This window comes from Virgisporangium aliadipatigenens (assembly GCF_016863615.1).
GTDB classification, from domain to species: Bacteria; Actinomycetota; Actinomycetes; order Mycobacteriales; family Micromonosporaceae; genus Virgisporangium; species Virgisporangium aliadipatigenens.
Genome location: NZ_BOPF01000002.1, coordinates 595,529 through 618,511 on the forward strand (window position 1 = coordinate 595,529; position 22,983 = coordinate 618,511).

26 protein-coding genes and 3 tRNA genes are annotated in these 22,983 nt (G+C 73.3%); 13 read left to right on the top strand and 16 right to left on the bottom strand.

The window, feature by feature from the left end; translation table 11 throughout:
• Nucleotides 1–65 precede the first annotated feature (65 nt).
• Together Val02_RS03415 and Val02_RS03420 are read right to left on the bottom strand one after the other, a co-directional pair.
• Complete coding sequence (locus Val02_RS03415) at nt 66–1,658, bottom strand: glycoside hydrolase family 27 protein (RefSeq protein ID WP_203897343.1); 1,593 nt, start codon at nt 1,656–1,658, stop codon at nt 66–68.
• Between the two features lie 115 nt (nt 1,659–1,773).
• Entirely contained in the window at nt 1,774–2,850 is a 1,077-nt protein-coding gene (locus Val02_RS03420) for an aldose epimerase family protein (protein ID WP_203897344.1), read from the bottom strand.
• A 63-nt stretch (nt 2,851–2,913) separates the two neighbouring features.
• On the opposite strand from Val02_RS03420, the gene Val02_RS03425 reads away from it, so the two are divergent.
• From Val02_RS03425 to Val02_RS03440, 4 genes are all read left to right on the top strand, one after another.
• Nucleotides 2,914–3,432, top strand: coding sequence for a copper chaperone PCu(A)C (locus Val02_RS03425; RefSeq protein WP_203897345.1), 519 nt, complete (start codon nt 2,914–2,916; stop codon nt 3,430–3,432).
• The gene (locus tag Val02_RS03430) at nt 3,432–4,586 is read left to right on the top strand and encodes a Dyp-type peroxidase (RefSeq protein ID WP_203897346.1); all 1,155 of its coding nucleotides are present in this window, start codon (nt 3,432–3,434) and stop codon (nt 4,584–4,586) included. The genes Val02_RS03425 and Val02_RS03430 overlap by 1 nt, the downstream gene beginning before the upstream one ends.
• 38 nt (nt 4,587–4,624) lie before the next feature.
• Entirely contained in the window at nt 4,625–5,941 is a 1,317-nt protein-coding gene (locus Val02_RS03435) for an MFS transporter (protein WP_203897347.1), read from the top strand.
• Between the two features lie 134 nt (nt 5,942–6,075).
• Nucleotides 6,076–6,693, top strand: a complete 618-nt coding sequence (locus Val02_RS03440) for a copper resistance CopC family protein (protein WP_203897348.1) — start codon at nt 6,076–6,078, stop codon at nt 6,691–6,693.
• On the opposite strand, the gene Val02_RS03445 is transcribed toward Val02_RS03440, so the two are convergent.
• Nucleotides 6,686–7,096, bottom strand: a complete 411-nt coding sequence (locus Val02_RS03445) for a hypothetical protein (protein ID WP_203897349.1) — start codon at nt 7,094–7,096, stop codon at nt 6,686–6,688. The two genes, Val02_RS03440 and Val02_RS03445, sit on opposite strands and share 8 nt — an antisense overlap.
• Nucleotides 7,097–7,428: 332 nt before the next feature.
• On the opposite strand from Val02_RS03445, the gene Val02_RS03450 reads away from it, so the two are divergent.
• Entirely contained in the window at nt 7,429–7,647 is a 219-nt protein-coding gene (locus Val02_RS03450) for a hypothetical protein (RefSeq protein ID WP_203897350.1), read from the top strand.
• Here Val02_RS03450 and Val02_RS03455 read toward each other — a convergent pair.
• A complete protein-coding gene (locus Val02_RS03455; RefSeq protein WP_203897351.1) occupies nt 7,602–8,765 on the bottom strand; it encodes a CaiB/BaiF CoA transferase family protein in 1,164 nt (387 codons plus the stop codon). The two genes, Val02_RS03450 and Val02_RS03455, sit on opposite strands and share 46 nt — an antisense overlap.
• 93 nt (nt 8,766–8,858) lie before the next feature.
• Nucleotides 8,859–9,857, bottom strand: a complete 999-nt coding sequence (locus tag Val02_RS03460; protein WP_203897352.1) for a M14 family zinc carboxypeptidase — start codon at nt 9,855–9,857, stop codon at nt 8,859–8,861.
• A gap of 185 nt (nt 9,858–10,042) precedes the next feature.
• Between Val02_RS03460 and Val02_RS03465 the strand changes: the two genes are divergently transcribed.
• The 4 genes from Val02_RS03465 (at nt 10,043) to Val02_RS03480 (ending at nt 11,429) form a co-directional block, all read left to right on the top strand.
• A complete protein-coding gene (locus tag Val02_RS03465; RefSeq protein WP_203897353.1) occupies nt 10,043–10,771 on the top strand; it encodes a DUF2382 domain-containing protein in 729 nt (242 codons plus the stop codon).
• A gap of 417 nt (nt 10,772–11,188) precedes the next feature.
• A tRNA-Asp gene (locus Val02_RS03470) sits at nt 11,189–11,260 on the top strand.
• Between the two features lie 6 nt (nt 11,261–11,266).
• Nucleotides 11,267–11,353 (top strand) — tRNA-Ser (locus Val02_RS03475).
• A gap of 4 nt (nt 11,354–11,357) precedes the next feature.
• A tRNA-Val gene (locus tag Val02_RS03480) sits at nt 11,358–11,429 on the top strand.
• A gap of 10 nt (nt 11,430–11,439) precedes the next feature.
• Here the strand turns inward: Val02_RS03480 and Val02_RS03485 are convergent.
• Nucleotides 11,440–11,916 carry a DUF5997 family protein gene (locus tag Val02_RS03485; RefSeq protein ID WP_239151928.1) on the bottom strand — a complete coding sequence of 159 codons (477 nt, stop codon included), beginning with the start codon at nt 11,914–11,916 and terminating at the stop codon, nt 11,440–11,442.
• Nucleotides 11,917–11,966: 50 nt separating this feature from the next.
• On the opposite strand from Val02_RS03485, the gene Val02_RS03490 reads away from it, so the two are divergent.
• Both Val02_RS03490 and Val02_RS03495 read left to right on the top strand, forming a co-directional pair.
• On the top strand, nt 11,967–12,641 hold the full coding sequence (locus Val02_RS03490; RefSeq protein ID WP_203897354.1) for a LysR family transcriptional regulator substrate-binding protein: 675 nt from the start codon (nt 11,967–11,969) through the stop codon (nt 12,639–12,641).
• Entirely contained in the window at nt 12,638–13,837 is a 1,200-nt protein-coding gene (locus tag Val02_RS03495) for a hypothetical protein (RefSeq protein ID WP_203897355.1), read from the top strand. The genes Val02_RS03490 and Val02_RS03495 overlap by 4 nt, the downstream gene beginning before the upstream one ends.
• Here Val02_RS03495 and Val02_RS03500 read toward each other — a convergent pair.
• The 6 genes from Val02_RS03500 to trpS form a co-directional block, all read right to left on the bottom strand.
• A complete protein-coding gene (locus tag Val02_RS03500) occupies nt 13,830–14,216 on the bottom strand; it encodes a PPOX class F420-dependent oxidoreductase (RefSeq protein ID WP_203897356.1) in 387 nt (128 codons plus the stop codon). The two genes, Val02_RS03495 and Val02_RS03500, sit on opposite strands and share 8 nt — an antisense overlap.
• Before the next feature lie 30 nt (nt 14,217–14,246).
• Nucleotides 14,247–15,281 carry a LuxR C-terminal-related transcriptional regulator gene (locus Val02_RS03505; RefSeq protein WP_203897357.1) on the bottom strand — a complete coding sequence of 345 codons (1,035 nt, stop codon included), beginning with the start codon at nt 15,279–15,281 and terminating at the stop codon, nt 14,247–14,249.
• A gap of 34 nt (nt 15,282–15,315) precedes the next feature.
• Nucleotides 15,316–15,813, bottom strand: coding sequence for a cupin domain-containing protein (locus Val02_RS03510; RefSeq protein ID WP_203897358.1), 498 nt, complete (start codon nt 15,811–15,813; stop codon nt 15,316–15,318).
• Nucleotides 15,814–15,888: 75 nt separating this feature from the next.
• The gene (locus Val02_RS03515; protein WP_203897359.1) at nt 15,889–16,284 is read right to left on the bottom strand and encodes a nuclear transport factor 2 family protein; all 396 of its coding nucleotides are present in this window, start codon (nt 16,282–16,284) and stop codon (nt 15,889–15,891) included.
• Nucleotides 16,285–16,300: 16 nt separating this feature from the next.
• Nucleotides 16,301–16,507, bottom strand: a complete 207-nt coding sequence (locus tag Val02_RS03520; RefSeq protein WP_203897360.1) for a hypothetical protein — start codon at nt 16,505–16,507, stop codon at nt 16,301–16,303.
• A 173-nt stretch (nt 16,508–16,680) separates the two neighbouring features.
• Nucleotides 16,681–17,706 (bottom strand): tryptophan--tRNA ligase, encoded by a 1,026-nt coding sequence (gene trpS / locus Val02_RS03525; protein WP_203897361.1) that lies wholly within the window; start codon nt 17,704–17,706, stop codon nt 16,681–16,683.
• Nucleotides 17,707–18,242: 536 nt separating this feature from the next.
• Between trpS and fusA the strand changes: the two genes are divergently transcribed.
• Entirely contained in the window at nt 18,243–20,255 is a 2,013-nt protein-coding gene (fusA, locus tag Val02_RS03530; RefSeq protein ID WP_203897362.1) for an elongation factor G, read from the top strand.
• A 1-nt stretch (nt 20,256) separates the two neighbouring features.
• Here the strand turns inward: fusA and Val02_RS03535 are convergent, their stop codons facing one another.
• Nucleotides 20,257–21,021 (bottom strand): poly-gamma-glutamate hydrolase family protein, encoded by a 765-nt coding sequence (locus Val02_RS03535; RefSeq protein ID WP_203897363.1) that lies wholly within the window; start codon nt 21,019–21,021, stop codon nt 20,257–20,259.
• A gap of 57 nt (nt 21,022–21,078) precedes the next feature.
• On the opposite strand from Val02_RS03535, the gene Val02_RS03540 reads away from it, so the two are divergent.
• The gene (locus tag Val02_RS03540; RefSeq protein WP_203897364.1) at nt 21,079–21,366 is read left to right on the top strand and encodes a YciI family protein; all 288 of its coding nucleotides are present in this window, start codon (nt 21,079–21,081) and stop codon (nt 21,364–21,366) included.
• Nucleotides 21,367–21,375: 9 nt separating this feature from the next.
• Here Val02_RS03540 and Val02_RS03545 read toward each other — a convergent pair whose 3' ends face one another.
• The 3 genes from Val02_RS03545 to Val02_RS48120 form a co-directional block, all read right to left on the bottom strand.
• Complete coding sequence (locus Val02_RS03545) at nt 21,376–22,371, bottom strand: tetratricopeptide repeat protein (protein WP_203897365.1); 996 nt, start codon at nt 22,369–22,371, stop codon at nt 21,376–21,378.
• Between the two features lie 115 nt (nt 22,372–22,486).
• Nucleotides 22,487–22,612, bottom strand: a complete 126-nt coding sequence (locus Val02_RS48115) for a hypothetical protein (RefSeq protein WP_275415537.1) — start codon at nt 22,610–22,612, stop codon at nt 22,487–22,489.
• Between the two features lie 222 nt (nt 22,613–22,834).
• Nucleotides 22,835–22,957 carry a hypothetical protein gene (locus Val02_RS48120; protein ID WP_275415538.1) on the bottom strand — a complete coding sequence of 41 codons (123 nt, stop codon included), beginning with the start codon at nt 22,955–22,957 and terminating at the stop codon, nt 22,835–22,837.
• Between the last annotated feature and the right edge of the window lie 26 nt (nt 22,958–22,983).

Consider the following 22,983-nt stretch of genomic DNA (forward strand, 5'->3'; position numbering starts at 1 on the left):
AGACCGCCGGCACCGCCGCCCCGCACCCGTCCCGGCCGGGCGTTCAACGCCGGCGCAGAGCCCCGTCAGCCGCGGGTCCAGCGCTGGTTGGGCTGGCCGTGGCAGTCCCAGATGATGATGCCGGTGCCGGGGGCCGTCTTCGCGCCGTCGACGTCGAGGCACAGGCCCGACTGCACGGCCGTGACCGTGCCGTCGGCGTTCAGGCGGAACTGCTGATTGGCCCCGCCGTGGCAGTCCCACAGGAGCACCTTCGTGCCGCCCGTGGTGCCGCCGTGGTCGACGTCGACGCAGCGGGTCCCGTCGTACGCGCGCAGTTCGCCCGAGGGCGTGAGGTTGAACCGCTGGTTGGCGCCGCCGTTGCAGGTGAAGATCTCCACGGCGGTCCCGTTGGCCACGATGTTGTCGTGGATGTCGAGGCACTGGCCGGTCGCCTGGCTGACGAGGGTGTGCCCGGCGTAGGCGGCGCCGCCGCTGATCCGGAAGACGGCGGTGCCGTGCGCGGGAACGGTCGCCGACAGCGCGCCGGTGGTCGTGGTGCTGGTGCCGGTCCACAGGTCCTTGACGGTGTAGGAGGCGGCGGCGTTCATGCCGACGCGGGCGGCCGTGGTGGCGATGGTCTGCGCGGTGTCGTTCTCGTTGAACAGGGCGACGGCGCGGTCGCCGTTCGACAGGATCCGGCTGAAGACCCACGCGCCGCCACCGTTGGCGACGACGTAGGCCTGCCGCCCGGCGGGGTCCTGGTCGACGGCGATCAGGTCGCGGTTGGTGAGGATGTCGAACGTCGCCTGCGAGGCGCGGCGCAGGTCGGTCCCGATGAGCAGCGGGGCCGCCATCATCGCCCAGAGCGCGAAGTGCGTGCGGTACTCGGTGTCCGTCATGCCGCCGTTGCCGACCTCCAGCATGTCGGGGTCGTTCCACGCGCCGGGCCGCGCGTACGCCGCGAGCGCGCTGTTGCGGCGGATGATGTTCAGCACCGAACCCCAGTTGTCCTCGATGTCGCCGGTGCTGCGCCACAGGTTGCCGACGGCCGGGGCCCACCGCCACGGCTCGCTCTCGCCCCACTCGCAGATCGCCAGGATCATCGGTCGGCCGGTGCGGGCGATCGCGTCGCGCATCCGCGTGTAGCGTTCGATCGCCGGGCGGCCCTGGTTGTTGCAGTTGTCGTACTTGAGGTAGTCCACGCCCCACGAGGCGAACAGGCGGGCGTCCTGGTCCTCGTGGTCGAGCCCGCCGGGGAAGCCGAGGGGGTTGCACGTCTTCGTGCCGGCGCTGGTGTAGATGCCGAACTTCAGCCCTTTGCCGTGCACGTAGTCGGCGACGGCCTTGATGCCGGACGGGAACCGGGCCGGGTCCGGCACCAGGTCGCCCTGGGCGTTGCGCTGCGGCAGGGCCCAGCAGTCGTCCAGGTTGACGTACTCGTAGCCGGCCGCCTTGAGCCCGCGTTCGACGAAGATGTCCGCGATGCCCTTGACCATCGCCTCGTTGAACTCGGCCCGGCAGTGCGTGGAGTTCCAGTTGTTGAAGCCCATCGGCGGCGTGCGGGCCAGCCCGTTGTCGATCGCGGCGGCCGGGGCCTCGGCGGCGACCTGCACCACCGGGACGACGGCGCCGACGGAGAGTGCGAGTGCGAGGGAGAGCGTCAACCGCCGGATGCGCATGCGGGCTCCTCAAGGTCACCGATGGGGAACATAGGTGACCATCAATGAGCATCGATGTCAACGGCGGATTTCCGGAGTGTTTCCCGCGCCACGGCGGTGACGTCGGGGAACGCGCTTACCGGCCGACGGTGTCGAAAGCCAGGCGCATGTGGTGCGTGTACCGGTCACCGGGACGCACTTCTGCCGACGGGAAGTGCGGGTGGTGTGGCGAGTCCGGGAACAGCTGCGTCTCCAGCGTCACCCCGGCGTAGGCCGGATACCGCTCGACCGGCGCCTTGCCGGTGACGCCCGCGAGGTATCCGCCGCTGTAGACCTGCACCCCCGGCTGGTCCGACGAAAGGGTGAGCCGCCGCCCCGACGCCGGGTCGGTCAGCACCACCACCTCCCGCGTGCCGGTGCCGTCGAGCACCCAGTTGTGGTCGTAGTTCCCGCGGTCGGCGGTGGTCCGGCCGGCGCCGGCCTGACGCACCTGCCCGAGGTCGCGGCCGATCGGCTTCGGCGTGCGGAAGTCGAACGGCGTCGCGTCGACCGGCCGCACCTCGCCGGTGGGCAGCAGGTCGTCGTCGACCGGCAGGTAGGCGCTCGCGTCGATGCGCAGCACGTGGTCGAGAACGGTGCCGCTGTCGTGGCCGCCGAGGTTGAAGTACGAGTGGTGCACGAGGTTCACGACCGTGGGGGCGTCGGTGGTGGCCGCGAAGTCGATGCTCAGCGCGTCGGGGCCGAGCGCGTACGTGACCGACGCGGCGAGCGCGCCCGGGTAGCCCTGGTCGCCGTCCGGCGACTCGAGGTGGAAGCGCACGGTGTGCTCGTCGACGTGTTCGGCGCGCCACAGCCGCTTGTCGAAGCCGTGCACGCCGCCGTGCAGGTGGTTCTCGCCCTCGTTGAGCGTCAGGGCGTAGTCGCGGCCGTCGACGCTCAGCCGCCCGCCGCGGATGCGGTTGGCGTAGCGGCCGGCGGTCGAGCCCATGTACGTCTCGTCGCTCGCCGACGTCTCCAGATCCGGCCGTCCCAGCACGATGTCGGCGAGGGCGCCGTCCCGGTCCGGCACGTGCAGCTCGAGCAGGCGGGCACCGAGATTCGTGAGGACGGCGCGCAGCGCTCCGTTGACGAGGGTGTAGCGATCGGCGTTCATCATCACCGTTCCCGGGTCGTCGCGTGCCGGCGGAAAGTTCCCGCCGGTGGCGAATGCCATGCGCACAGCGTATTTCGGCCATCGACGGGAACCGTCGCGGGGTCGCGCACGACCATTGCGATCATGCGTACACCGTGTATCCCGCGCCGCGGCATCGCCGTTCTGGCCGCTGCCGCCGCGCTCTCCCTCGGCGCGTGCGGCTCCTCCGACGACACCGCCGCCGCCACCCCGACGGCGTCCCCGGCCGCCGCCCTCACCGTCCGGGATCCGTGGGTCAAGGCGGCCGACTCCGGGATGACGGCCGCGTTCGCCGTTCTGGCAAACGACTCCGACACCGACGTGACCGTCACCGCCGTCACCTCTCCCGCCTCTCCGATGGAACTGCACGAGATGGCGATGCAGGAGGGCAAGATGGTGATGCGGCCCAAGGCGGGCGGCTTCGTCGTCAAGGCGCACGGCACCCACGAACTGTCGCCCGGCGGCGACCACCTGATGCTGATGCAGCCGTCCGCGCCCATCAAGCCGGGCGACCGGGTGGCGTTCACGCTCACGCTCGCCGACGGGCGGTCGGTGGCGTTCACGGCGGTGGCGAAGCCGTTCGCGGGCGCCGGGGAGAGCTACGCGCCGGGGATGCACGGCTGATGCGGCGGCGGCTCCTGCTCTCCGGCGGTGCCGGCGCGGCCGTCGGCGCGGTGGCCGCGACCGTCGCGAGTGGACGGTCGCCGGATCCCGCGGCACCGCCGTCCACTGTGGACGACACCGGCACCGGCGTGGTGCCGTTCCACGGACCGCGTCAGGCGGGCGTGAGCACGGAACCGCAGGCGCACGCGGCCTTCGTGGCGTTCACCCTCCACAGTGGAACGGACCGGGCCGCGCTCGGCCGGATGATGCGCCTGCTCAGCGACGACGCGTCCCGGCTGACCCGGGGCGTGGCGCCGCTCGGCGACACCGAACCCGAACTGGCCGTCCTGCCCGCGCGGCTGACCGTCACGTTCGGGTTCGGCCCCGGGCTCTACGCCGCCGCCGGGCTTCCCTCGCCGGTGGCCGAACTCCCGCCGTTCCCCATAGATCGGTTGGAAGAGGCGTGGTCGGGCGGTGACCTGATCCTCCAGATCTGCGCGGACGACCCCCTCACGGTGACCCACGCGCAGCGGATGCTCGTCAAGGACACCCGCCCGTTCGCGGCGGTCCGCTGGGTGCAGCGCGGCTTCCGGCGCAGCCGGGGCGCGCAGGCGCCCACCCACACCCAGCGCAACGTCATGGGCCAGCTCGACGGCACCGCCAACCCGCGCGACGCGGCGCTGGAAACCGCCGTGTGGGCCGGCGACGCGACGACTCTGGTGGTCCGCCGCATCCGCGCCGACCTGGAGCGCTGGGACCTGCTGAGCGCCGCCGACAAGGAACAGGCGGTCGGCCGGCGGCTGGGCAGCGGGGCGCCGCTGACCGGCACGCGCGAGCTGGACGAGCCCGACTTCGCCGCCGTGAACGCCGCCGGGCTGCGGGTGATGCCCGACTTCGCGCACGTGACGCGTGCCCGGGTCACCGACGACCGGCTGCGGATCCTGCGCCGCCCGTACAACTACGACCACTCCGTCGACGCGGCCGGACGGCCCGACACCGGACTGGTGTTCGCGTCGTACCAGTCCGATGTGGAGAGACAGTTCGTGCCGATCCAGCGGCGACTCGCCGAGATGGATCTGCTCAACGAGTGGGTCACGCCGGTGGGCTCGGCGGTCTTCGCCGTCCCGCCGGGGTGCCCCGAGGGCGGCTGGATCGGCTCCGCGCTGCTGTCCTGAACCCGGCGGGCCGGGCCGGATCGGGGCAAGATCCGTACATGGCCGTGGTCCTGGCGCTGTCGCTACTGTTCATCGAGTTCCTGGCGGGGCTGCAGCGCTACCTGTCGCAGGCCGTGCTGCCGCTGGTCGCCGCCGAACTGCACGGCACCGGCCTGTACGGGCCGCTGGACGCCGCCGCGCAGGCGCCGATGTTCCTGATGATGCCGGTGGGGGCGTGGCTGCTGTCGCGCTTCACGGTCGGCCGGCTGATGGTGACGTTCACGGCGCTGACCGTCGCCGGGGCCGGGCTGTGCGCCCTCGCGCCGTCCATGCCGGTCTTCATCGCCGGAACGGCGCTGCGTGCCCTGGCCTCCGGTGCGCTCGCCACCGTCGGCATGGGCGCGATCAGCCGGGGCCTGCCGCCGAGGTACCGGCAACTCGTGCTCGCCGGCATGTCGGGGATCTGGGTGTTCTCCTCGGTGCTCGGGCCGGTGTACGCGGTGGCCGCCGCGTCGGCGTTCGGGTGGCGGTGGGCGATGGTGCTGTACCTGCCGCTGCTGGTGCTGGCCCGGGTGGCGATCGCGCGCAGCATGCCGGAACGCGCCGAGGAGGCCGGGCCGGAGCAGGCGCCGTGGGGCTGGTCGTTCGTGCTCGCGGCCGGGTCGGCGGTGCTGTCGTTCCCGCTCGGCGGGTGGTCGGCGGTGGCGGTCCTCGCCGGTGGGGGCCTGATGCTGGTGGCCACCCGCGCGGTGCTGCCGCCGGGCACGTTCGGCGCGGCGCGGGGGCGGCGGGCGGCGTTGACCGCGCTGACGGTGACGGCCGCGGTGTACTTCGGGGCCTCGATGGTGCTCTCGGTCGTCGCGCACGACGCGTTCGGGCTCGGTGCCGGGCGGTTCGGGTTCGTCATCGCGGCGCCGGGCCTGATGTGGGCGGTGGCCGGGCTGTGGAGCGGCTCGCGTCCGGCGTCGGACGGGGCGGCGTTCCGGCGGCGAATGCTGCGCGGCGGGGCGACGATCGCGTTCGGGGTGGCGACGCTGCTGGTCACGACCTCGGCCGGGGTGCCGGCGTTCGGCGGCCTGCTGGTCGGCGCGGCACTGCTCGGCCTCGGTATGGGTGCGCTCTATCCGGACCTGCTCGGCCGTTGCCTGAGCCGGCCGGAGGTCGACGACGGGATCTCCGAGGACCGGATGGCGGCGGCGGTGGTGCTCGCCGAGTCGGTCGGGCTGGCGTTGGCGACGACCGCCGCGTACACGTGGCTCGGCACCGGCCTGGGTCTCGTCGACGACCCGCTGCGCCGTGCGCAGACGCTCTACGCGCTCCTGATCCCGCTCGCCGCGCTGATGCTCCACCGCCTGACGTCCGCCGCCCGCCCCTGATGCCCTCGCCGATCTTGCAGTTGTGGCTGGGACAGGGCGGGGCAAAAGCGGGCGCACCGGGCACCACAGGTGCAAGATCGGCGGAATGACGGGCGGCGCGGGAACTAATCGCCCCTCCCCGACGACGACTGTGCATGCGGAACTCTCTGCGCGCGGTGCAGTGCGCCCTCGGCGCCGTCGCCGTGCTCGCGCTCGTCGTCATCCCGGTCTCGCCGGCCGCCGCGCACGCGGCCCTGCAGAGTACCGACCCCAAGGCCGACAGCACCGTGTCGCAGGCGCTCACGCAGCTCACCCTCACCTTCAACCAGCAGGTCAAGCAGCAGTTCAGTGAGGTCGTCGTCACCGGGGCCGACGGGGCGGTCTACGGCGACGGTGCGCCGCGTTCGGTGGACAGCAACCTCGTGCAGGGCGTGAAGCCGCTGCCCGTCGGCAAGGTGACGATCGGCTGGCGGACGGTGTCGGCCGACGGCCACGCGATCCAGGGCCAGTTCGCGTTCACGAACGCCTTCGCGCCGCCGGCCCCGTCGCCCTCGCCGGTGGCGTCGAGCGCCCCGCCGGCGCCGACCGCGGCCGCCACGACCGGCGGTGCCGTGTCGACCACGCCGAAGAGCGACGAGTCGTCGGGGAGCGGGCTGTGGATCGGGCTCGTCGCCGCGCTGGTGGTCGTGGCGGCCCTCGGCGGCGTCCTCCTGTGGCGGCGCCGCGCCGCCGGCCGGCGCGCCGACCAACACGCTGCGAGAACATCTATGTGAGCAGGCCGCGCTGGTTGTCGATACCGCCCCGGATCATCCGTCCGTAGTCGTCGTCCGGCAGGACGGGTGCGTGTTCGGTCGCGAACGCCAGGTGCCGGCGCGCCGCGTCGAGGTCGCCGAGGCGCCGGTAGGCGTCGGTGAGGTTCAGGTGCAGCGACGGCAGGAAGCCGGTGAAGCGCGCGTCGGGCTGCTCCGGGACGACGGCCAGCGCGCGCAGGTCCCACGCCAGTTCCTCCGCCACGGACTCCTGAACGTCGGCCGCGTAGTGCGCGATCGCGCACCGCTGCACGGGGTCGTCCGCCTCGTCCCACAGCTCGGCCAGCAGCTCGCGCGCCGCCGCCGGGTCACCCTCGCGGCCGAGCGTGACGGCGGCCCCGACGCGTTCCATGATCTCCTCGGACATGCCGCCGATGCTGAACCCTGCACCGGGTCGAGGGTCAAGTCACGGTGGGGCGCCATGGGGTTCGATCTGCACGGGGGGCTGGCCGCCGGACTGCGCGACGCGGGCGGGGCGTGGCGGTTCATCCGCGGCTTCGCCGAGGCGCACGCCACCGCGATCCGGCCCGGCGACGGCAATACGGTGCGGGAGCTGGACGCCGCCGAGAAACGTTCGGGGACAACCCTTCCGGACGCCGTGCGCGACGCGTACCGGCTGTTCGGGCGGCGCGACGACCTCACCGGCGGGCAGGATCGCCGGCTCGCCCCGGACGACTGGTCCTGGTCGACGACGGGCGGGTGCTGGAGTTCCGCCACGAGAACCAGTACGTCACGCGGTGGGGTGTGCGGCTCACCGGCGCGCCCGACCCGCCGACGCGGTGGTTCGCGGGGGAGGGCGCGGTGCTGCGGGTCGACGCCGGCGACCGGCTGTGGGTGCGCGCCGAGTCGGCCGATGCGATCGCGGCCGTGCGTCAGGCGTTCCCGGGGGACTGGCTGATGTCGGAGCCGAACGGCTGAGCCAGCCAGGCCCGCAGCTCGGCGCCGTGCTCGTCCAGCCCCGGCGGCGGCAGGTCGTAGCGGGGCGGCGTGCGGGACAGGCCGATCGGGTTGCGGGTGGTGGGGATCCCGCCGACGTCGACGATCGGGTCGAGCCCCAGTTCGGTGGCGAACGCGACGCCGTCCGCGACGCTGTTGATCGGCCCGCACGGCACCCCCGCGGAGGTCAGCGCGCGGAACCACTCGGCCCGGGTGTTCTTGCGCAAAGCCGTCTCCAGCAACGGTTTCAGCGCGTCCCGGTGCGCCGTGCGATCGCGATTGCGGGCGAACCGGGGATCGTCGGCCAGCGCGTCCACGCCCAGCACCGCGCACAGCTTGCGGAACTGGCCGTCGTTGCCGGTCGCGACGACGAGTTCACCGTCCTGTGTGGACAGCGGCTCGTAGGGGAAGAGGCTCAGGTGCGCGTTGCCCATCCGGGTCGGCACGACACCGCCGGCGATGTACGCGCTGGTCTGGTTGACCAGGCCGGAGAGCGCGGAGGAGAGCAGGTTCACCTCGACGTGCTGCCCCTCGCCGGTCTCCCGCCGGTGATGCAACGCCGACAGGATCCCGATCGCCGCGTGCAACCCGGCGATGACGTCGAACACCGCCACCCCGGCCCGGTAGCCCTCGCCCGCCGGGTCGCCGGTGAGGCTCATCAGGCCGCTGACCGCCTGCACGATCAGGTCGTAGCCGGGCAGTGCCGCGCCGGCCCCGGTGCCGAAGCCGCTGATCGACGCGTAGACCACGGAGGGGTTGGCGGCGCAGACCGCGTCGTAGTCGAGCCCGAAGCGGGTCAGGCCGTTCGGCCGGAAGTTCTCCACGAAGATGTCGGCGCGGGCGGCCAGCTCCCGCGCGAGGGCCACGTCGTGCGGATCCCGCAGGTCGAGCGCGACGGACCGCTTGTTGCGGTTGATCGACAGGTAGTACGTGGCCGTGTCGTCGCGGGTCGGCGGCATCCACGCGCGGGTGTCGTCGCCGCCGGGGCTCTCCACCTTCACCACGGTCGCGCCGAGGTCGGCGAGCAGCATGGTGCAGTACGGTCCGGCGAGCACGCGTGAGAAGTCGGCGACGAGCAGGCCCGCGAGCGGCGCGGTCATCCGAGCACCACGTCGGCGCGGGCCTGCGGGTCGGCCGCGGTGCGCTCGAGCCGTTCCACGAGATCCACTGAACGAGCGTAACCGCCGGTCCGGTCAGGCGGCGTCGGCCTCGGCCGGCGGGATGAACGGCCCGCGGGCCGGGATGCTGTCGGCGCGCGCCGCATCGGTGCGCCAGAGGCTCCCGTCGGCCGCGCCCTGAGCGGTGGCGAGCATCGACACGAACGCCGTCCGGATCTGGAACTCGACGTCCGGGATCGAGGAGAGTTCGAGCAGCATCGAGGCGCTGCCGAGGATCCCGTAGGCGTTGCGGGCGATGCCCTCGTAGTCGCCGCCGGGATAGCGCGTCACGTTGGCGCCCGCGATCGCCGTGGTGCGCTCGACGTTGTGCACCACGAGCTGCTTCGAGCGGGTGCTCTCCGGCGCCAGCGGGCTGGTCGGCCACAGCACCGACGCGGTGGTCTCCCGCCCGTCCGGCTGAACGTAGCGGCCCTGCATGTGGTAGTCGACGACGACCGACGGCCGGGTGGCCCGCCACAGGCGCAGGATCGCCACCGACTCGGGCACCGGGTTGTCCGCGATCGGCGTGAGCGGGTTGTGGTAGCGGTTGATGTCGTAGCCGACGCCGGGTTCGGCATACTCGCCGGTGGCCGACGGATCGTGGTTGTAGCGCTGGTCGCGCGCGGCGCCGTCCGGGTTGGCCTGCACGACCACGTCGATCGTCACGCGGCCGCGCAGCCATCGGTGCCACGGGGTGTCCGGCACGCCGAGTGTCCACAGTGCACGGACGGCGGCGGGGGTGCCGAGCGGTTCGTCGCCGTGCTGCTGCGTGACGTAGAGGAGCCGGGTGGGGCCGTGGCCGACGGTGGCGAGCCGGATCGGGCGCCCCTCGTTGGTGCGGCCGACGGTGCCGGTGCGCACCCGGCCGTGGCTGTCCCGGGCGATCCGGGCGAGGGCCCGGCCGACCTGCTCGGGCGTGGGATCGGCGGGGATCAGGGCCGCCGGTGCGTCGTTGGGGATCGGGGCGGCGACGGCGGGCTCCGGGGCCACCAGGGCGGCGGCGAGGGTGGCGAGGACCATGAGGATCGATTTCACGCGAGCACTCCCCATCGAGGGCGATAAATCGGATCCGCCCACCCTACGACGTTCGGGTCCGCGCAAGGAGTGTCCCTCGTGGGCGCATCGGATTCACCCGTAGGGCGGGTGAGGGGTCGCTCATGCATTCACGTCGCGCCGACGGGTAGCCCGTTCAGCACCGCCGAACTGGAGGGAAACCGATAATGGCGAACACGCAGGAGCGCATCGACCCGTTGCGGGGCAAGGACGTGTACGACCGCAACGGCGACAAGGTCGGCACCGTCGGGCAGGTGTGGGCCGATGACGCCGGCCGACCCTCGTGGGTCTCGGTGCACACCGGTCTGTTCGGGCTCAACGAGTCGTTGCTGCCGCTGTACGACGCCTCGGTGGCGGACGACCGGCTGATCACCGGCTACGACAAGGATCTGGTCCGCCGGGCCCCGAACGTCGACGTCGGTGCGCACGAGGAGTTCGACGCCGACGGGTTGGCGCGGTTGTACTCGCACTACGGGCTCGCCCGGGGGGACGAGCGGACCGGCGCCGACGACGACGCGATGACCCGTTCCGAGGAGCGGCTGCGCGTCGGCACCGAACGCGAACGGGCCGGCACGGCCCGCCTGCGCAAGCACGTCGTGACCGAGCACGTGCAGACCACCGTCCCGGTACAGCGCGAGGAGGTGCGGCTGGAGACCGAGCCGATCACCGACGCCAACCGCGACCGGGCCTACGCCGGGCGGGACCTCTCCGAGGCCGAGCACGAGGTCACCCTGCACGCCGAGCGCCCGGTCGTCGACAAGGAGACTGTTCCGGTCGAACGGGTGCGGCTGGGCACCGGGACGGTGCGGGACGAGCACACCGTCGACGAGCGGGTGCGCAAGGAACGCGTCGAGGCGGACCTGCCCGACGAGCGGGGGAGCCGGCGCTTCGGCTGAACCCCGCCCGAACGGCCGATGGCCGGTCCTGCCCCGCGCCGGACCGGCCATCCGGCGTCAGGCCCGCGGGATCGCGAGCCGCGGCCGCCGCCGACCGGGTACACGCGCCCACTTGAATAATCGGTTTCACCGTGGGGGCCCGTGCCCTACCGTGGAACACATGACGAGCTACACCACCTTCGCAGGCGACAGCGCCGCGGCCGCGAGCACCAGCGCGGTGGCGAGTGATGTGGTCGCCCGGCACCGGTGGCGAGCGTAGACGCGAAAGAAGCGTCGAAGCCGCCCACCCGGGATCCGGGATCGGGCGGTTTTTCTTTGTTTGCCACACGGGCGACGCACAGGTGTGCAGCGTTGTCTTGCAAACAGCGCGGGCGCGGTTCGATACCGCGGTTGTCCACTCGGCGCGTGAGCGTCCGAGCCCTGTTAGCTCAATGGGAGAGCGTCCGCCTGTCGAGCGGAAGGCCGCCGGTTCGATCCCGGCACGGGGCGCGCAGTGAAGGGTTGGCCGAGTCCGGTCGAAGGCACCGCAGTGCTAATGCGGAGCGGGTCATACCGCCGGGGGTTCGAATCCCTCACCCTTCGCCTCGCCCGTGTAGCTCAACGGCTGAGCAGCTGCCCTACAAGCAGCGTGATGGGGGTTCGAATCCCTCCGCGGGTACTTTTCGCGATCAGCGGGCGCGCCGCTTGCTGATCTTCTTGGCGGGTGCTTTCTTGGCGGGGGCCTTCCGCACGGGCTTCTTGCCCGCGGCCGCCGCTGCCTTCTCGGCCGCGTCGGACTCGCGTTTGCCGGCGAGGCGCTGCTCCTCGCGCTTGGTGTCCGCGAGCGTCTCGCGTTCGCGCACCAGCCACTCGGGCGGGTCCGCGGCGAGCGCGGCGATCTGCTCGCTCGTCAGCGGCTCCGTCACACCCCCGCGGGCGAGGCCGCTGTTGGACACGCGCAGGCGCGCGGCGACGACGTTGCGTGGGTGCGGGCCGTTGCGGCGCAGCTCGACGAGCCACTGCGGCGGGTTGTGCTGCAGTTCGTCGAGCTCCTCGCGGGAGATCATGCCGTCCTGGAACTCCGCGGGTGTCGCCGGCAGGTGGACGCCGAGCTTCAGCGCCGCCGTGGCGGGCTTCATCACCTGGGACTTCTTCGGTTTGGGCATCCGCACAGGGTAGCCGGGCGGGTGGACGCCGTCGCCGGTACCCTGGCGCGGTGACGTTCCACCTGCTGGTCGTGCCCGGCGTGATCGTGGACCGATGGGCGCGGACCTGGTCGGAGCGACGGCCCGGGGTGCCCTTGGAGATCGTGCCGGTCGGGCCCCGCGCGGCCGCCGACGCGCTGCTGGCGAAGGAGGGCGACGCGGGCCTGATCCGGTTGCCGGTCGACAAAGAATCGTTTCACGCGATTCCACTGTGGACGGAGGAGACCGTCGTGATGGCGCCGCGCGACCACCTCTTCGCGGCGGCCGAGGGCGAGGTGTTCGTGGCGGACCTGGCCGACGAGACGCTGGTGCGCCCGCTCGACGACGTGCTCGCGTGGGAGTCCGTGCCGGGCGCCGACGTGGCGCGGCCGGACGACACGGCCGAGGCGGTCGAGTTCACCGCCGCCGGCGGCGGGGTGCTGGTGGTGCCGCGCTCGCTGGCCCGGCTGCATCACCGCAAGGACCTGGTGGTGCGGGTGGTGCCGGACGCGCCGACGTCGTCGGTCGGCCTCGTGTGGGAACGCGACTCGCACACCGAACTGGTCGAGGAGTGGATCGGCATCGTGCGCGGCCGCACCGCCAACAGCACCCGCGGGCGTGCCGAGGCGGCGCCGAAGCCGGACAGCGGCCGCGGGCGTGCCGCTGCGCAGGCGGCCAGGGCGGCGAAGGGCCGCCGGCGGCGGTGAGCGCCGGGGACGGCGACGGCGCGCCGGCGCGGGTGGGCGGCGACGCGGTACGGCGCACCGAACGCTGGTTCGTCCGGCACGGCGTGCCGCAGATGATCGCCGACTACGGCTTCTACACGTACGTGCTGCCGCGGATGGTGCCGTTCCTGGCGTTGGTGGCGGCGACCGGGCTGCTGTGGCCGTTGCGCGGGCATCTGTCGCCGGGGCAGCGGTTCGTGGCGGTGCTCGGCGTGCTCGCCGTGGGTCTGCTGGCCGGGGTTCTTCCGGCGAGGCTGTGGCGGCTGCCGCTGTTCCCGCGCCGGGCGTCGGTCGTCGTGGTGGCCGCGTACGCGTGCGTGCCGTTCCTGATCCCGCTGCTGGACGTGACCTCCCCCCGGGTGCGCGCCGGCGAGATCACCGACGGGGCCACGGACTACCTGACCGCGGCGACCGGCTTCGGGACCCTGTTCCTGGCGCTGTTCGCGACGGCGTGGGCGTCGACGACGTTCGGGGCGCTGCCGCTGCTGGGGCAGGCGGTGCGCTACGCCGGGCACGACATGCGCAACACCGTTCGCCTGCAGAGCCGCGCCCTGCCGACGCTGCTGTTCGTCACGCTCTTCTTTTTCTTCACCGGCGAACTGTGGCAGGCGATGGACCGGCTGTCGTGGTGGCGGCTGACGGCCGTGCTGGCGCTGTTCGCCGCCGTGACAGTGCTGGCCGCCGCGGGTCGGCTGCGCGAGGAGATCGGCGGCGTCGAGCAGGACCTGGACCTCGACAACGCCTGCCGCGGCACCCCGCTCGAGGGCGTGGACGTGCCCTCCGACGTGCCGCCGCCGCTGGACCCGTGGCAGCGGGCGAACCTGTTGATCCTGCTGGCCTCCCGGCAGATCGTGCAGGCGTTCGTCGTCGGCCTGGGGCTGTTCGGCTTCTTCCTGGTGCTGGGACTGCTGGTGGTCGACGACGCCACGGCCGAACAGTGGATCGGCGCGGCGCCGCACCACTCCGCGGCGCTGCCCGGCGTGCCCGTGGCGCTGCTGCGCAACGCCGCCCTGCTGGCCGGGTTCGGCAGCATGTACTTCGCGGTCACGTCCATGGTGGACAGCGAGCCGCGGCGTCAGTTCTTCACGCCGATCCTGGAAGAGGTGAGCCGGACGCTGGCCGTGCGCGCCGCCTATCTCGCGGTGCGCGCGCGTTCCCCCGAGAAACCGATCAGGTGAACGCGACCGCGATGCCCACCATCGGCGGCCGCTTGATGCGCAGCAGGCGGGCCAGCCCGTTGCCCAGCCGCGACGTGACGTACTTCTCCGCCACCAGTGCGCGCACCCGGCTGATGCCCTCGGCGTCGTCGATGACGCGGGCCGTCCCGGGGACGGTCACGGCCCCTGCCGGCGACACCCCGCGCACGTTGCACGGGGTCACCCGGACGCTGCCGTTGTTGCGGACCCGCTTCACCTTCCACGACGCCGCCTCGGTGACCACGAAGATCTCGTCGCCGTGGGTCACCTGCCACACCGGCGTGGCCACCGGCGTGCCGTCCTTGCGGAACGTCGTGAGGCTGACGTACTTGCTGCGGCTGATCTCCTGCGGCACGGTCACCGCACCAATGTAGCGGGCGTTTCCGGGAGGCTATGCCCTGTTCAGGTGGGCGACCAGGGCGGCGCGGCCACGCACCCCCAACTTCGCGAAGATCGACTTCAGGTGGTCCTGCACGGTGTCCACCGTGATGTGCAGTTCGGCGGCGATACGCGCGTACGGCAGCCCGTCGGCCACCCGCGCGGCCACCTCGCGCTCGCGGGGGCTCAGCCCGTGGGACAGGGCCAGCATCTCGGCGACGTCGGGGGCGGCGGCGCGTTCGATCACGACGACGACCGGCTCGCCCGCCGGGACGGCACCGTCGCCGGCCGTCATCGGCGACGCCCGCAACGACACCCAGGCGCCGCCGCGCGAACGGACCCGCAGGCGCGCGCGGGCATCCCGGCCGGCGCGGGCCGCCGACGCGACCTCCGCGACGCCCAACCCGCGGATGCCCGCGGCGAGCCAGGCCCGGGCGGCGTCGTTCGACATCAGCGTCGCGCCGCGGTCGTCGAGGACGAGGACGCCGGTGTCGGCGTGGGGCGTTCGCGGGTCGGCGGTGTCCCCGGCCGCCCGCCGCAGCGCCAGCGCGACCGGCCGGGACACCGCCCGCAGCAGGTCCGCGTCGGCGGCGGAGAAGTCCGGCCGTTCGCCGGTGCGGAACATCGCCACCGCACCCCAGCAGCGGCCGTCGGCGACGAACGCGGCCCGCAACTCGTGCCGGGCGCCGATCAGCGGCAGCACCGTGCGGAACCGGTGACTGGAGGCCGGATCGCCGCCGGTCGACCGGCTCAGGATGCCCACCGGATCGGCCGCCCGGGCCAGGTCGGCGAACTTGTCCACGTCCGGCACCCGGTACTCGTTGTGCGCGGCGAGCGGACCGGCCTCGGCCGGCAGGCCCTCCGACACGTCGTCGGTGACCAGCAGCGTCGTCGGGTCGAGCGTGCCGAAGCAGTACGCGTCGGCCGGGACGACGGGGCGCAGCCGGGCCATGACGGCGGTGCGCAGGGCGCGTGAGTCGAGCCCGGCGGCGCAGGCCCGCTCGACGGCGCGGACCGCGTTCAGCCGCGCACCGGAGATCCTCGCCACGCCGGTGATCGTAGCGAGGCGATCATGGTCCGGCTCAGGGGAGCGGCAGCCGGGGCAGGTCGGCGTCCGGCGGCGGGCCGAGCAGCTTCTGCCCGTTGCGCGCGGCCGCCTCGGCGAGCATCTCCCGGGTGACCGCCCAGCCGTCCGGAACGGGCTTCGTCAGGTCCCACCCGGCCGCACGGAAGAAGTTCTCCATACCGGCCGGGGTGGCCATGGCGAGCATGTCGACCCGCGGCGAGGTGAACCGGTACGCGTGCGGGACGCCGCGCGGCAGGAAGGCGACGCCGCCGGTGGACAGTTCCTGCCGCCGGTCGCCGACCCAGACGATGCCGCTGCCCGCCAGCAGCACGATGATCTCGTCCTCGTGGTCGTGCAGGTGCACCGGTGACGCGGTGCCGCCGACTGCGTCGGACCGGAACACCGTCAGCCGCCCGTCGGTGTGCCCACCGTCGAGCAGCACCCGCAGGACGCCGCCGCCCAGCCATCCGATCTGTTCGTGCTCGGCCGCCTCGGCCAGGTAAGGGATGCTCACCGCGCGAGCCTAGGGTCGGGACCGGTGCCGGCCGTATCCCAGGAATCCGGGATGGCGGCCGACGGGCGCGAACGGTCAGCCGGCCGACGGACGCGCGAGGTGGCCCTCCTGGGCGTGCGAGTAGTCGCGCGCCTCGGCGACCAGCCCGTCGGCGTCGAAGCGCAGCAGCGTCACGCCGCAGATCGTCAGCGGCGCACCGCCCGGATAGGTGACGGCCCAGTACTCCACGGCCGCGGTGTCCCCGTCCACGAACGGCGCCCCGAACCACACCTCGGCCGGCCGGGTCTCCGCGGCGAAGCACTCCGCCACGTACGCGCGCAGCCCGTCCCGCCCCCGGTACGGCCGGAACATCGACGCCCAGTGGTCGCCGTCGACGGCCTGCAGCGCGCAGATCGCCTCGACGTCCCGGGCCGGCCAGGCGTCGCGCCACACGTCGGCCCACCGTTGCGCGAGTGCCCTGATGTCGCTCATCCGCCAGACAGTACGGCTACCGCACCTGCTCCTCGACGCGGCGCCGGATGCCCTCGTTCGGGTGCGCGCGGGCGACGGCGATCACCTCGGCCCGCAGCGGCAACAGCTCCGCGGGGTAGTACTCCTCGTGCAGCGGCGTGATGGTCAGGATGGACTGCCGTACCCGGAGGGTCTCGTCGTCGATGAACACCCGCAGCGCGGTCGCGATCCAGGCGAGCGACACGTCGGTGGTGTCCTCGTCCCAGCCGTGGTGCGAGGGCGGCAGGCAGGTCCAGTACCAGGCCCGCGCCGCACCGGCCCCTTCCGCACGGCCGCGCCGACCGCGAAGCCCATCAGCGCGTGCAGCGCGGCGAGGTTCTCCTCGCGGGCCACGCTAGCCATGGACGGCAGTCCAGGTCAGTACGACATGCCCATCGCCTCCCGGACGGTGCGCAGCGTGCTTTCGGCGATCTCCTCGGCGCGCGCGTTGCCGGCCCGCAGCACCTCCCGCAGGTGGTCGTCGGCGCCGGCGAGCCGCTGACGACGTTCCCGCAGAGGACGGAGAGTGTCGTTGACCGCGTCGGTGACGACCCGCTTGAGCGCGGCGGCGCCGCCGTCCCCGATCTCCGCGGCGAGCGACCCGGGAGAGCGGCCCAGGCACGCCGCGCCGGTCGACAGGAGGTTGGCGACCCCGGGCCGGGCGATCGGGTCGTAGGTGATGTGCCGGTCGGCGTCGGTCTTCGCGGAACGGATCAGCCGCGCCGTCTCGTCCTCGCCGGCCCGCAGCGCGATGGCGTTGCCCGCGCTCTTGCTCATCTTCGCCCCGTCGGTGCCGAGCAGCAGCGGGACGGCCGACAGCAGCGCCTCCGGCTCGGTGAACACGGGCCCGTAGCGTTCGTTGAACCGCCGCGCGATCAGCCGGGTCGTCTCGACGTGCGGCAGCTGGTCGCGGCCGACCGGCACCAGGTTCGCGCCGCAGAACAGGATGTCGGCCGCCTGGTGCACCGGATAGGTCAGCAGCAGGCCGCTCAGCGCCCGCCCGCCGGTCGCCGCCGTCTCGGCCTTGACGGTCGGGTTGCGTTGTAGCTCGGCGACGCTGACCAGGCTGAGGAACGGCAGCAGCAGCTGGTTGAGCGCCGGCACCGCGCTGTGCGTGAAGATCGTGGCGGTGCGCGGGTCGATGCCGGCGGCCAGGTAGTCCAGCAGCAGCTCACGCACGTTCCCGCGAACATCGCCCGCGGCGTCGCGATCGGTGATCACCTGATAGTCGGCGATCACGATGAAGACCTCGACGCCGGCGGCCTGCAGTCGCACCCGGTTGGCGAGCGTGCCGAGGTAGTGGCCCAGGTGCAGCGGGCCGGTGGGGCGGTCGCCGGTCAGCACGCGGAAGCGCGCGGGGTCGGCGGCGACGCGTTCGTCGAGAGTGGCGGTGGTCAGGGTCATCGGTGCTCCTCGAGGAAAAGGAGCCACCCGCCGCACGCCGAGAACAGTTCGAGCCGCCGGAGGGCGGCTCGGGACAGGGTCAGGTCGCAGCCGCTACAGCGACTGCCACCGGGTGCGCGTGAACGTCAGCACCCCGGCATCGTACTCGACCGACGCCCACCCGTGCAGCAGCCGTCGTTCTACGGTGACGTTCAGCCGGGTGGTGCCTCGCCGTCGGGCGCGCTCACCACCCGAGGGCGGCGCGGAAATCTGATGTACGAATCTTGCACGGAGTACGTACACTCCTGCCGAAGCCGATCGATCGAGAGGGGAGCCCGCCGTGCGCTACCGCACCGCCGTCGTCGTCCCCCGGTCGCTGCACGAGGTGATCCTCGTGTCTTCGCGTCGCCCGTAGCCGGCGGCATGACCGGCCACGGGCGTCCGTGGCGATCCCCCGAACCCGCCCGTCGCGGCGGGTTTCCATGCGAGCCCCAAAAGGGGCGTTCGCCCGGACCGCGCTGTCCTTTTCCGTGGAACTTCCGAAAGGCCAACGCGCCATGCGCACCGACCTCGACCGCGTCCGCAACCTCGGCATCCTCGCGCACGTCGACGCGGGCAAGACCACCGTCACCGAACGGATCCTGTACGCCACCGGCACCACGTACAAGCAGGGTGAGGTGCACGACGGCACCACGGTGACCGACTTCGACGAGCAGGAACGCAAGCGCGGCATCACCATCTACGCCGCCGCCGTCACCTGCGAGTGGAACGACCACCGGATCAACCTGATCGACACGCCCGGCCACGTCGACTTCGCCGACGAGGTCGAACGCGCCCTGCGGGTGCTCGACGGCGCCGTCGCCGTGTTCGACGGCGTCGCCGGTGTGCAGCCGCAGAGCGAGTCGGTGTGGCGGCAGGCCGACCGGTACAACGTGCCGCGGATCGCGTTCGTCAACAAGCTCGACCGGGCGGGCGCGGACCTCGACGCCGCCGTCTCCTCCATCCGGGAACGCCTCGGCGTGCGGCCGCTCGTCGTGCAACGCCCGATCGGCCGGGAGGACGCGTTCGTCGGCGTCGTCGACCTGGTGCGCATGCGCGCGCTCACCTGGGACTCCGGCGTGCTGTCGACCGGTCCGGCGCCGGCCGACGCGCACGCTCAGCGGCACCTGCTGGAGGAGGCCGTGGCCGAGCTGCACCCGGCGGCGTTCGAGGAGTACTGCGCCACGTCCGCCCTGTCGGACGCGACGCTGGCGGCGGCCCTGCGGGAGCTGACGCTCAGTGGTGCCGGCGTGGTGGTGCTGTGCGGTTCGGCCAAGGCCATGCGCGGGGTCGAACCGCTCCTCGACGCGGTCGTCGCCTACCTGCCGGCGCCGGTGGACGTTCCCGCGGTGCGCGGCACGTGGAACGGCGCCGAGGTGACGCGCACCGCCGACCCGGCCCAGCCGTTCGCGGCGCTGGTGTCGAAGGTGCACGTGGCCGCCACCGGCCGGCTCACCTCGGTGCGGGTCTACTCGGGCACCCTGCGCAAGGGCGACGCGGTGCGCGACGCGACGACCGGCCGGGTCGAACGGGTCGGCCGGATCCTGCGCGTGCAGGCCGACCGGCACACCGACGTGGACGTCGCGACGGCGGGTGACATCGTGGCGCTGGTGGGCGTGAAGGAGGCCCGCGCCGGCGCGACGCTGTGCACCCCCGGCGCCGAACTGGTGCTGGAACCGCCGTCGGTGGCCGAACCGGTGGTCTCCGTGGCCGTCGAGGCGGTCCGCGGCACCGACACCGAACGCCTGGCCGTGGCGCTGGGTCGCCTCGTCGAGGAGGACCCGTCGCTGCGGCTGCGCACCGACGCCGAGACGGGCCAGACGGTCCTGTCCGGCATGGGCGAACTGCACCTGGAGGTGGCGGTCGAGAAGATGCGCCAGAGCGGCGGGCCCGCGGTGACCGTGGGCCGTCCGCAGGTGGCCTATCGCGAGACGGTCACGCGTGGCGTGTCGGGCTTCGTGTACCGGCACGTCAAGCAGGTCGGCGGCGCGGGGCAGTTCGCCCACGTGGTGCTCGACGTCGAGCCGTACGCCGACGGCGAGTTCGCGTTCGAGTCGGCGGTGGTCGGCGGCCGGGTGCCGAAGGAGTTCGTGCGCGCGGTCGAGGCCGGTTGTCGGGACGCGCTCGCGGACGGTCCGCTGGGCGGGCACCCGGTGATCGGGCTGCGGGTGCGGCTGGTCGACGGGCAGACGCACGTGAAGGACTCCTCCGACACGGCGTTCCGCATCGCCGGGCGGCTGGGCCTGCGGGACGCGCTGCGCGCCTGCACGGTCGTTCTCCTGGAACCGATCGTCGAACTGACGGTGACCACGACGGAGGAGACGGTCGGCGCGGTGCTCGGTGACCTCGCGGCCCGGCGGGGTCGGGTGCACGGCTCGACCCTGCGGCGCGGAACGGTCGTCGTGACGGCGACGGTGCCGCTGGTGGAGGTGTTCGGCTACGCGACGGCGCTGCGCAGCCGCACGCACGGCCGGGGCACCTTCTCGACCCGCCCGACCGGCTACGCCCCGGCCCCGGGGGTCGCGGTCTGACCTAGGGAAGGGCGGCCCGCACCGCGGCGACGAAGCTCCAGAAGGTCGTCGTCGTGGTGTGCGGCCGCCCGGCGCGCGTGTTCGTCGTGAACATCGCGCCGCGCAACGGCGTGGTCAGCTCGAGCTGGGCCCCGCCGCCGCTCAGCGTCCGGTTGACGATGTTGGCGGGATCGTCGCCGTCGAGCCCCGGCACGGCGGCGGCGTCCCGCGCGTCGAACCCGGCCGCGCCGAACGCACCCAGCAGCGCCTGCTTGAGCCCGGCGTCCCGCCCGCCGACCAGCACCGCGGCGGTGCCCTCCGGCAGGCCGGCCTGCGTGGGCGAACACCCGTGCAGGGACACCGCCCGCCGGGCACCCCCGCACAGCGACAGGGCCTGCGGATCGTCGCAGTGCGTCGACGTGACGTGCAGCGCCGCGTTGCCCGAGGAGCGCAGCCCCTCGAACATCCAGTGGTCGTGCACCGCCCCGCCGCCCGGCGTGAGGTCGGCGGGCCGGTAGCCGGCCACGGCGAGACACAGCTCGGAGGTGCCCGGCTCGATCCCGCCGCCGTGCGGGGCCAGCACCACGGTCGACGGCCACGCCCCGGTCTCGCTCGCCGCGTGCCGCCGGATCCGCCGGCCGTAGTCGACGCCCGCGACCAGCTCCGGGTCGGCGTAGAGGGCCGTGTAGGAGGGGTACCGGTCCGCGGCGCTCGCCCGGACGGCCGGCAGCACCGGCACGAACGCGGCACCACCGGCGGCGGTGAGGAGGGTGCGTCGACGAGGCATACGGCATCGTACGCCCCGGGAAAGATCGACGAGGGTGCCTGCGGCATGATCGGTCGCATGCCCGATGAGTCGACGTTCCTGGTGACGTACCGCTACGTGCCCGGGATGGAGGAACGCCGCACCCCGCACCGCGCCGCCCACCTGGAGTGGATACGCGAGTTGCACGCCGCCGGCCGGGTGCTGGTCGCCGGGGCGCTGCAGGACCCGGTCGACTCCGCGGTGCTGATCTTCCGCGCGCCGGACGGGTACACGGTGCGTCAGCTCCTGATGCACGACCCGTACGCCAGGGCCGAACTCATCGTCGACGTCTCCGTCCGCCCGTACGGCATCGCCGTCGGCGCCTGACGCCCGGTCTCAGCCGAGCCGGCGCAGGGCCACCGCGACCGGGTGGGTCGGCGGGCAGCGTTCCGCCACGATCGCCGACGCGCGCCGCACCAGCGCCGCGGACTCGGGCGTGCGCAGCAGCCGCGCCAGATTGTGCGCGATCGCCGCGATCTCCGGATGGTCGGGGCCGAGCAGTTCCTCCTTGACGGCCAGCGCCTGCCGGTAACGGCGTTCCGCGTCGGCGGTGCGGCCCTCGACGTGGTCGATGCCGGCGAGGTTGTGCAGGTGAACGGCGATCTCGTAGCGGCGCGGCGGGTGCGCCCGCGCACACGCGCGCATCGCCTCGTGAAAGAGCGCCCGCGCCTCGTCGAACCGGCGCTGCCCGGCCAGCGCCGCACCGAGCACCGCGACGTCCTGCGCGACGTCCACAGTGGACGAACCGCGGTCGGCGCGGCGCAGCGCCACCGCCCGGCGGGCGTGCCCCTCGGCCTCGACCCAACTGCGGCGGGCGTGCGCGAGGCCGGCGAGATTGTGCGCCAGGGCCGCGTCGTCGCCGGCCGTTCCGCCGCCGAGCGCCAGCAGCCGGCCGGCCTCGGCGTAGTGCGCCGCCGCCGCCTCGAACGCGCCGGTCTCCTTCGCCACGATGCCGTCCATCATGGACAGTGCGGCCCGCATCAGCGGCGCGGCGGTGCGCAGCCGTTCGCGGGCGTCGGACAGGGCGGCCGCCGCCTGCGGATACCGTGCGGCGCGGCGGTGCAGGTCGGCGACCTCCACCAGCACCCGGCCCCGCGACACGTCGTCGGTGAGCACGGATCCGGCCCGCCGCAACGCCTCCAGGGCGGCGCCGGGACGGTCGCGGTCGCGTTCTATCCGGGCCGCCGTGACGGCCGCGTCGGCGAGCAGGTCGTCCGGACCGCGCAGCGCCAGGCGTAACGCGTGCCGGGCGTGCACCGCCGCCTCGTCGAGGTCGCCGGCGTGGATCCAGTACCGCGCGAGCCGCAGCCTCCGCCGGGCCCGCCCGTTCACGGCGCGATCGGTTCGCAGTGCTGGTGCCCGACATGGGCCTGCGCGGCCACGCCGGCGAGGGCGAGCAGGCCGGTGACACCGGCGAGCAGGATCACCACCCGGCGGAACGCGCGCATCACTGCGCCACCAGTGGTTCACAGTGCTGGTGTCCGCTGTAGGCCTGCGCGGCCTCGCCGAGGAGCGCGAGCAGCCCGGTGATCCCCGCGACGAGGACGACGGCACGCCGGAGCCGCGGCCTCACGAGGTCACCAACGGCTCGAGCATCTTGATCGGGATGTAGGCGTACGCCGCCGAGCCGGTCACGACGAGCAGGCCGGCGATCCCGACGATCAGGGCGACGATCCGGCGGATCATGATTCGACCAGCGGTTCGGTGTGCTGCTGCTGCATGATCGCCCATGCGGCCGTGCCCGTCAGGGCGAGCAGCCCGGTGATGCCGGCGATGAGGATGAGGACGCGGCGCGTCATGATTCCTCCAGCGGTTCGCAGTGTTGCAGGTTCATGCCGGCGTGGGCGGCGTCGCCGAGCAGGGCGAGCGCGCCGGTGATCCCGGCGAGGAGAACGAGCGTGCGGCGGATTCGGGTCATGTCCCGTACGGCGTTCCACGCCGTTC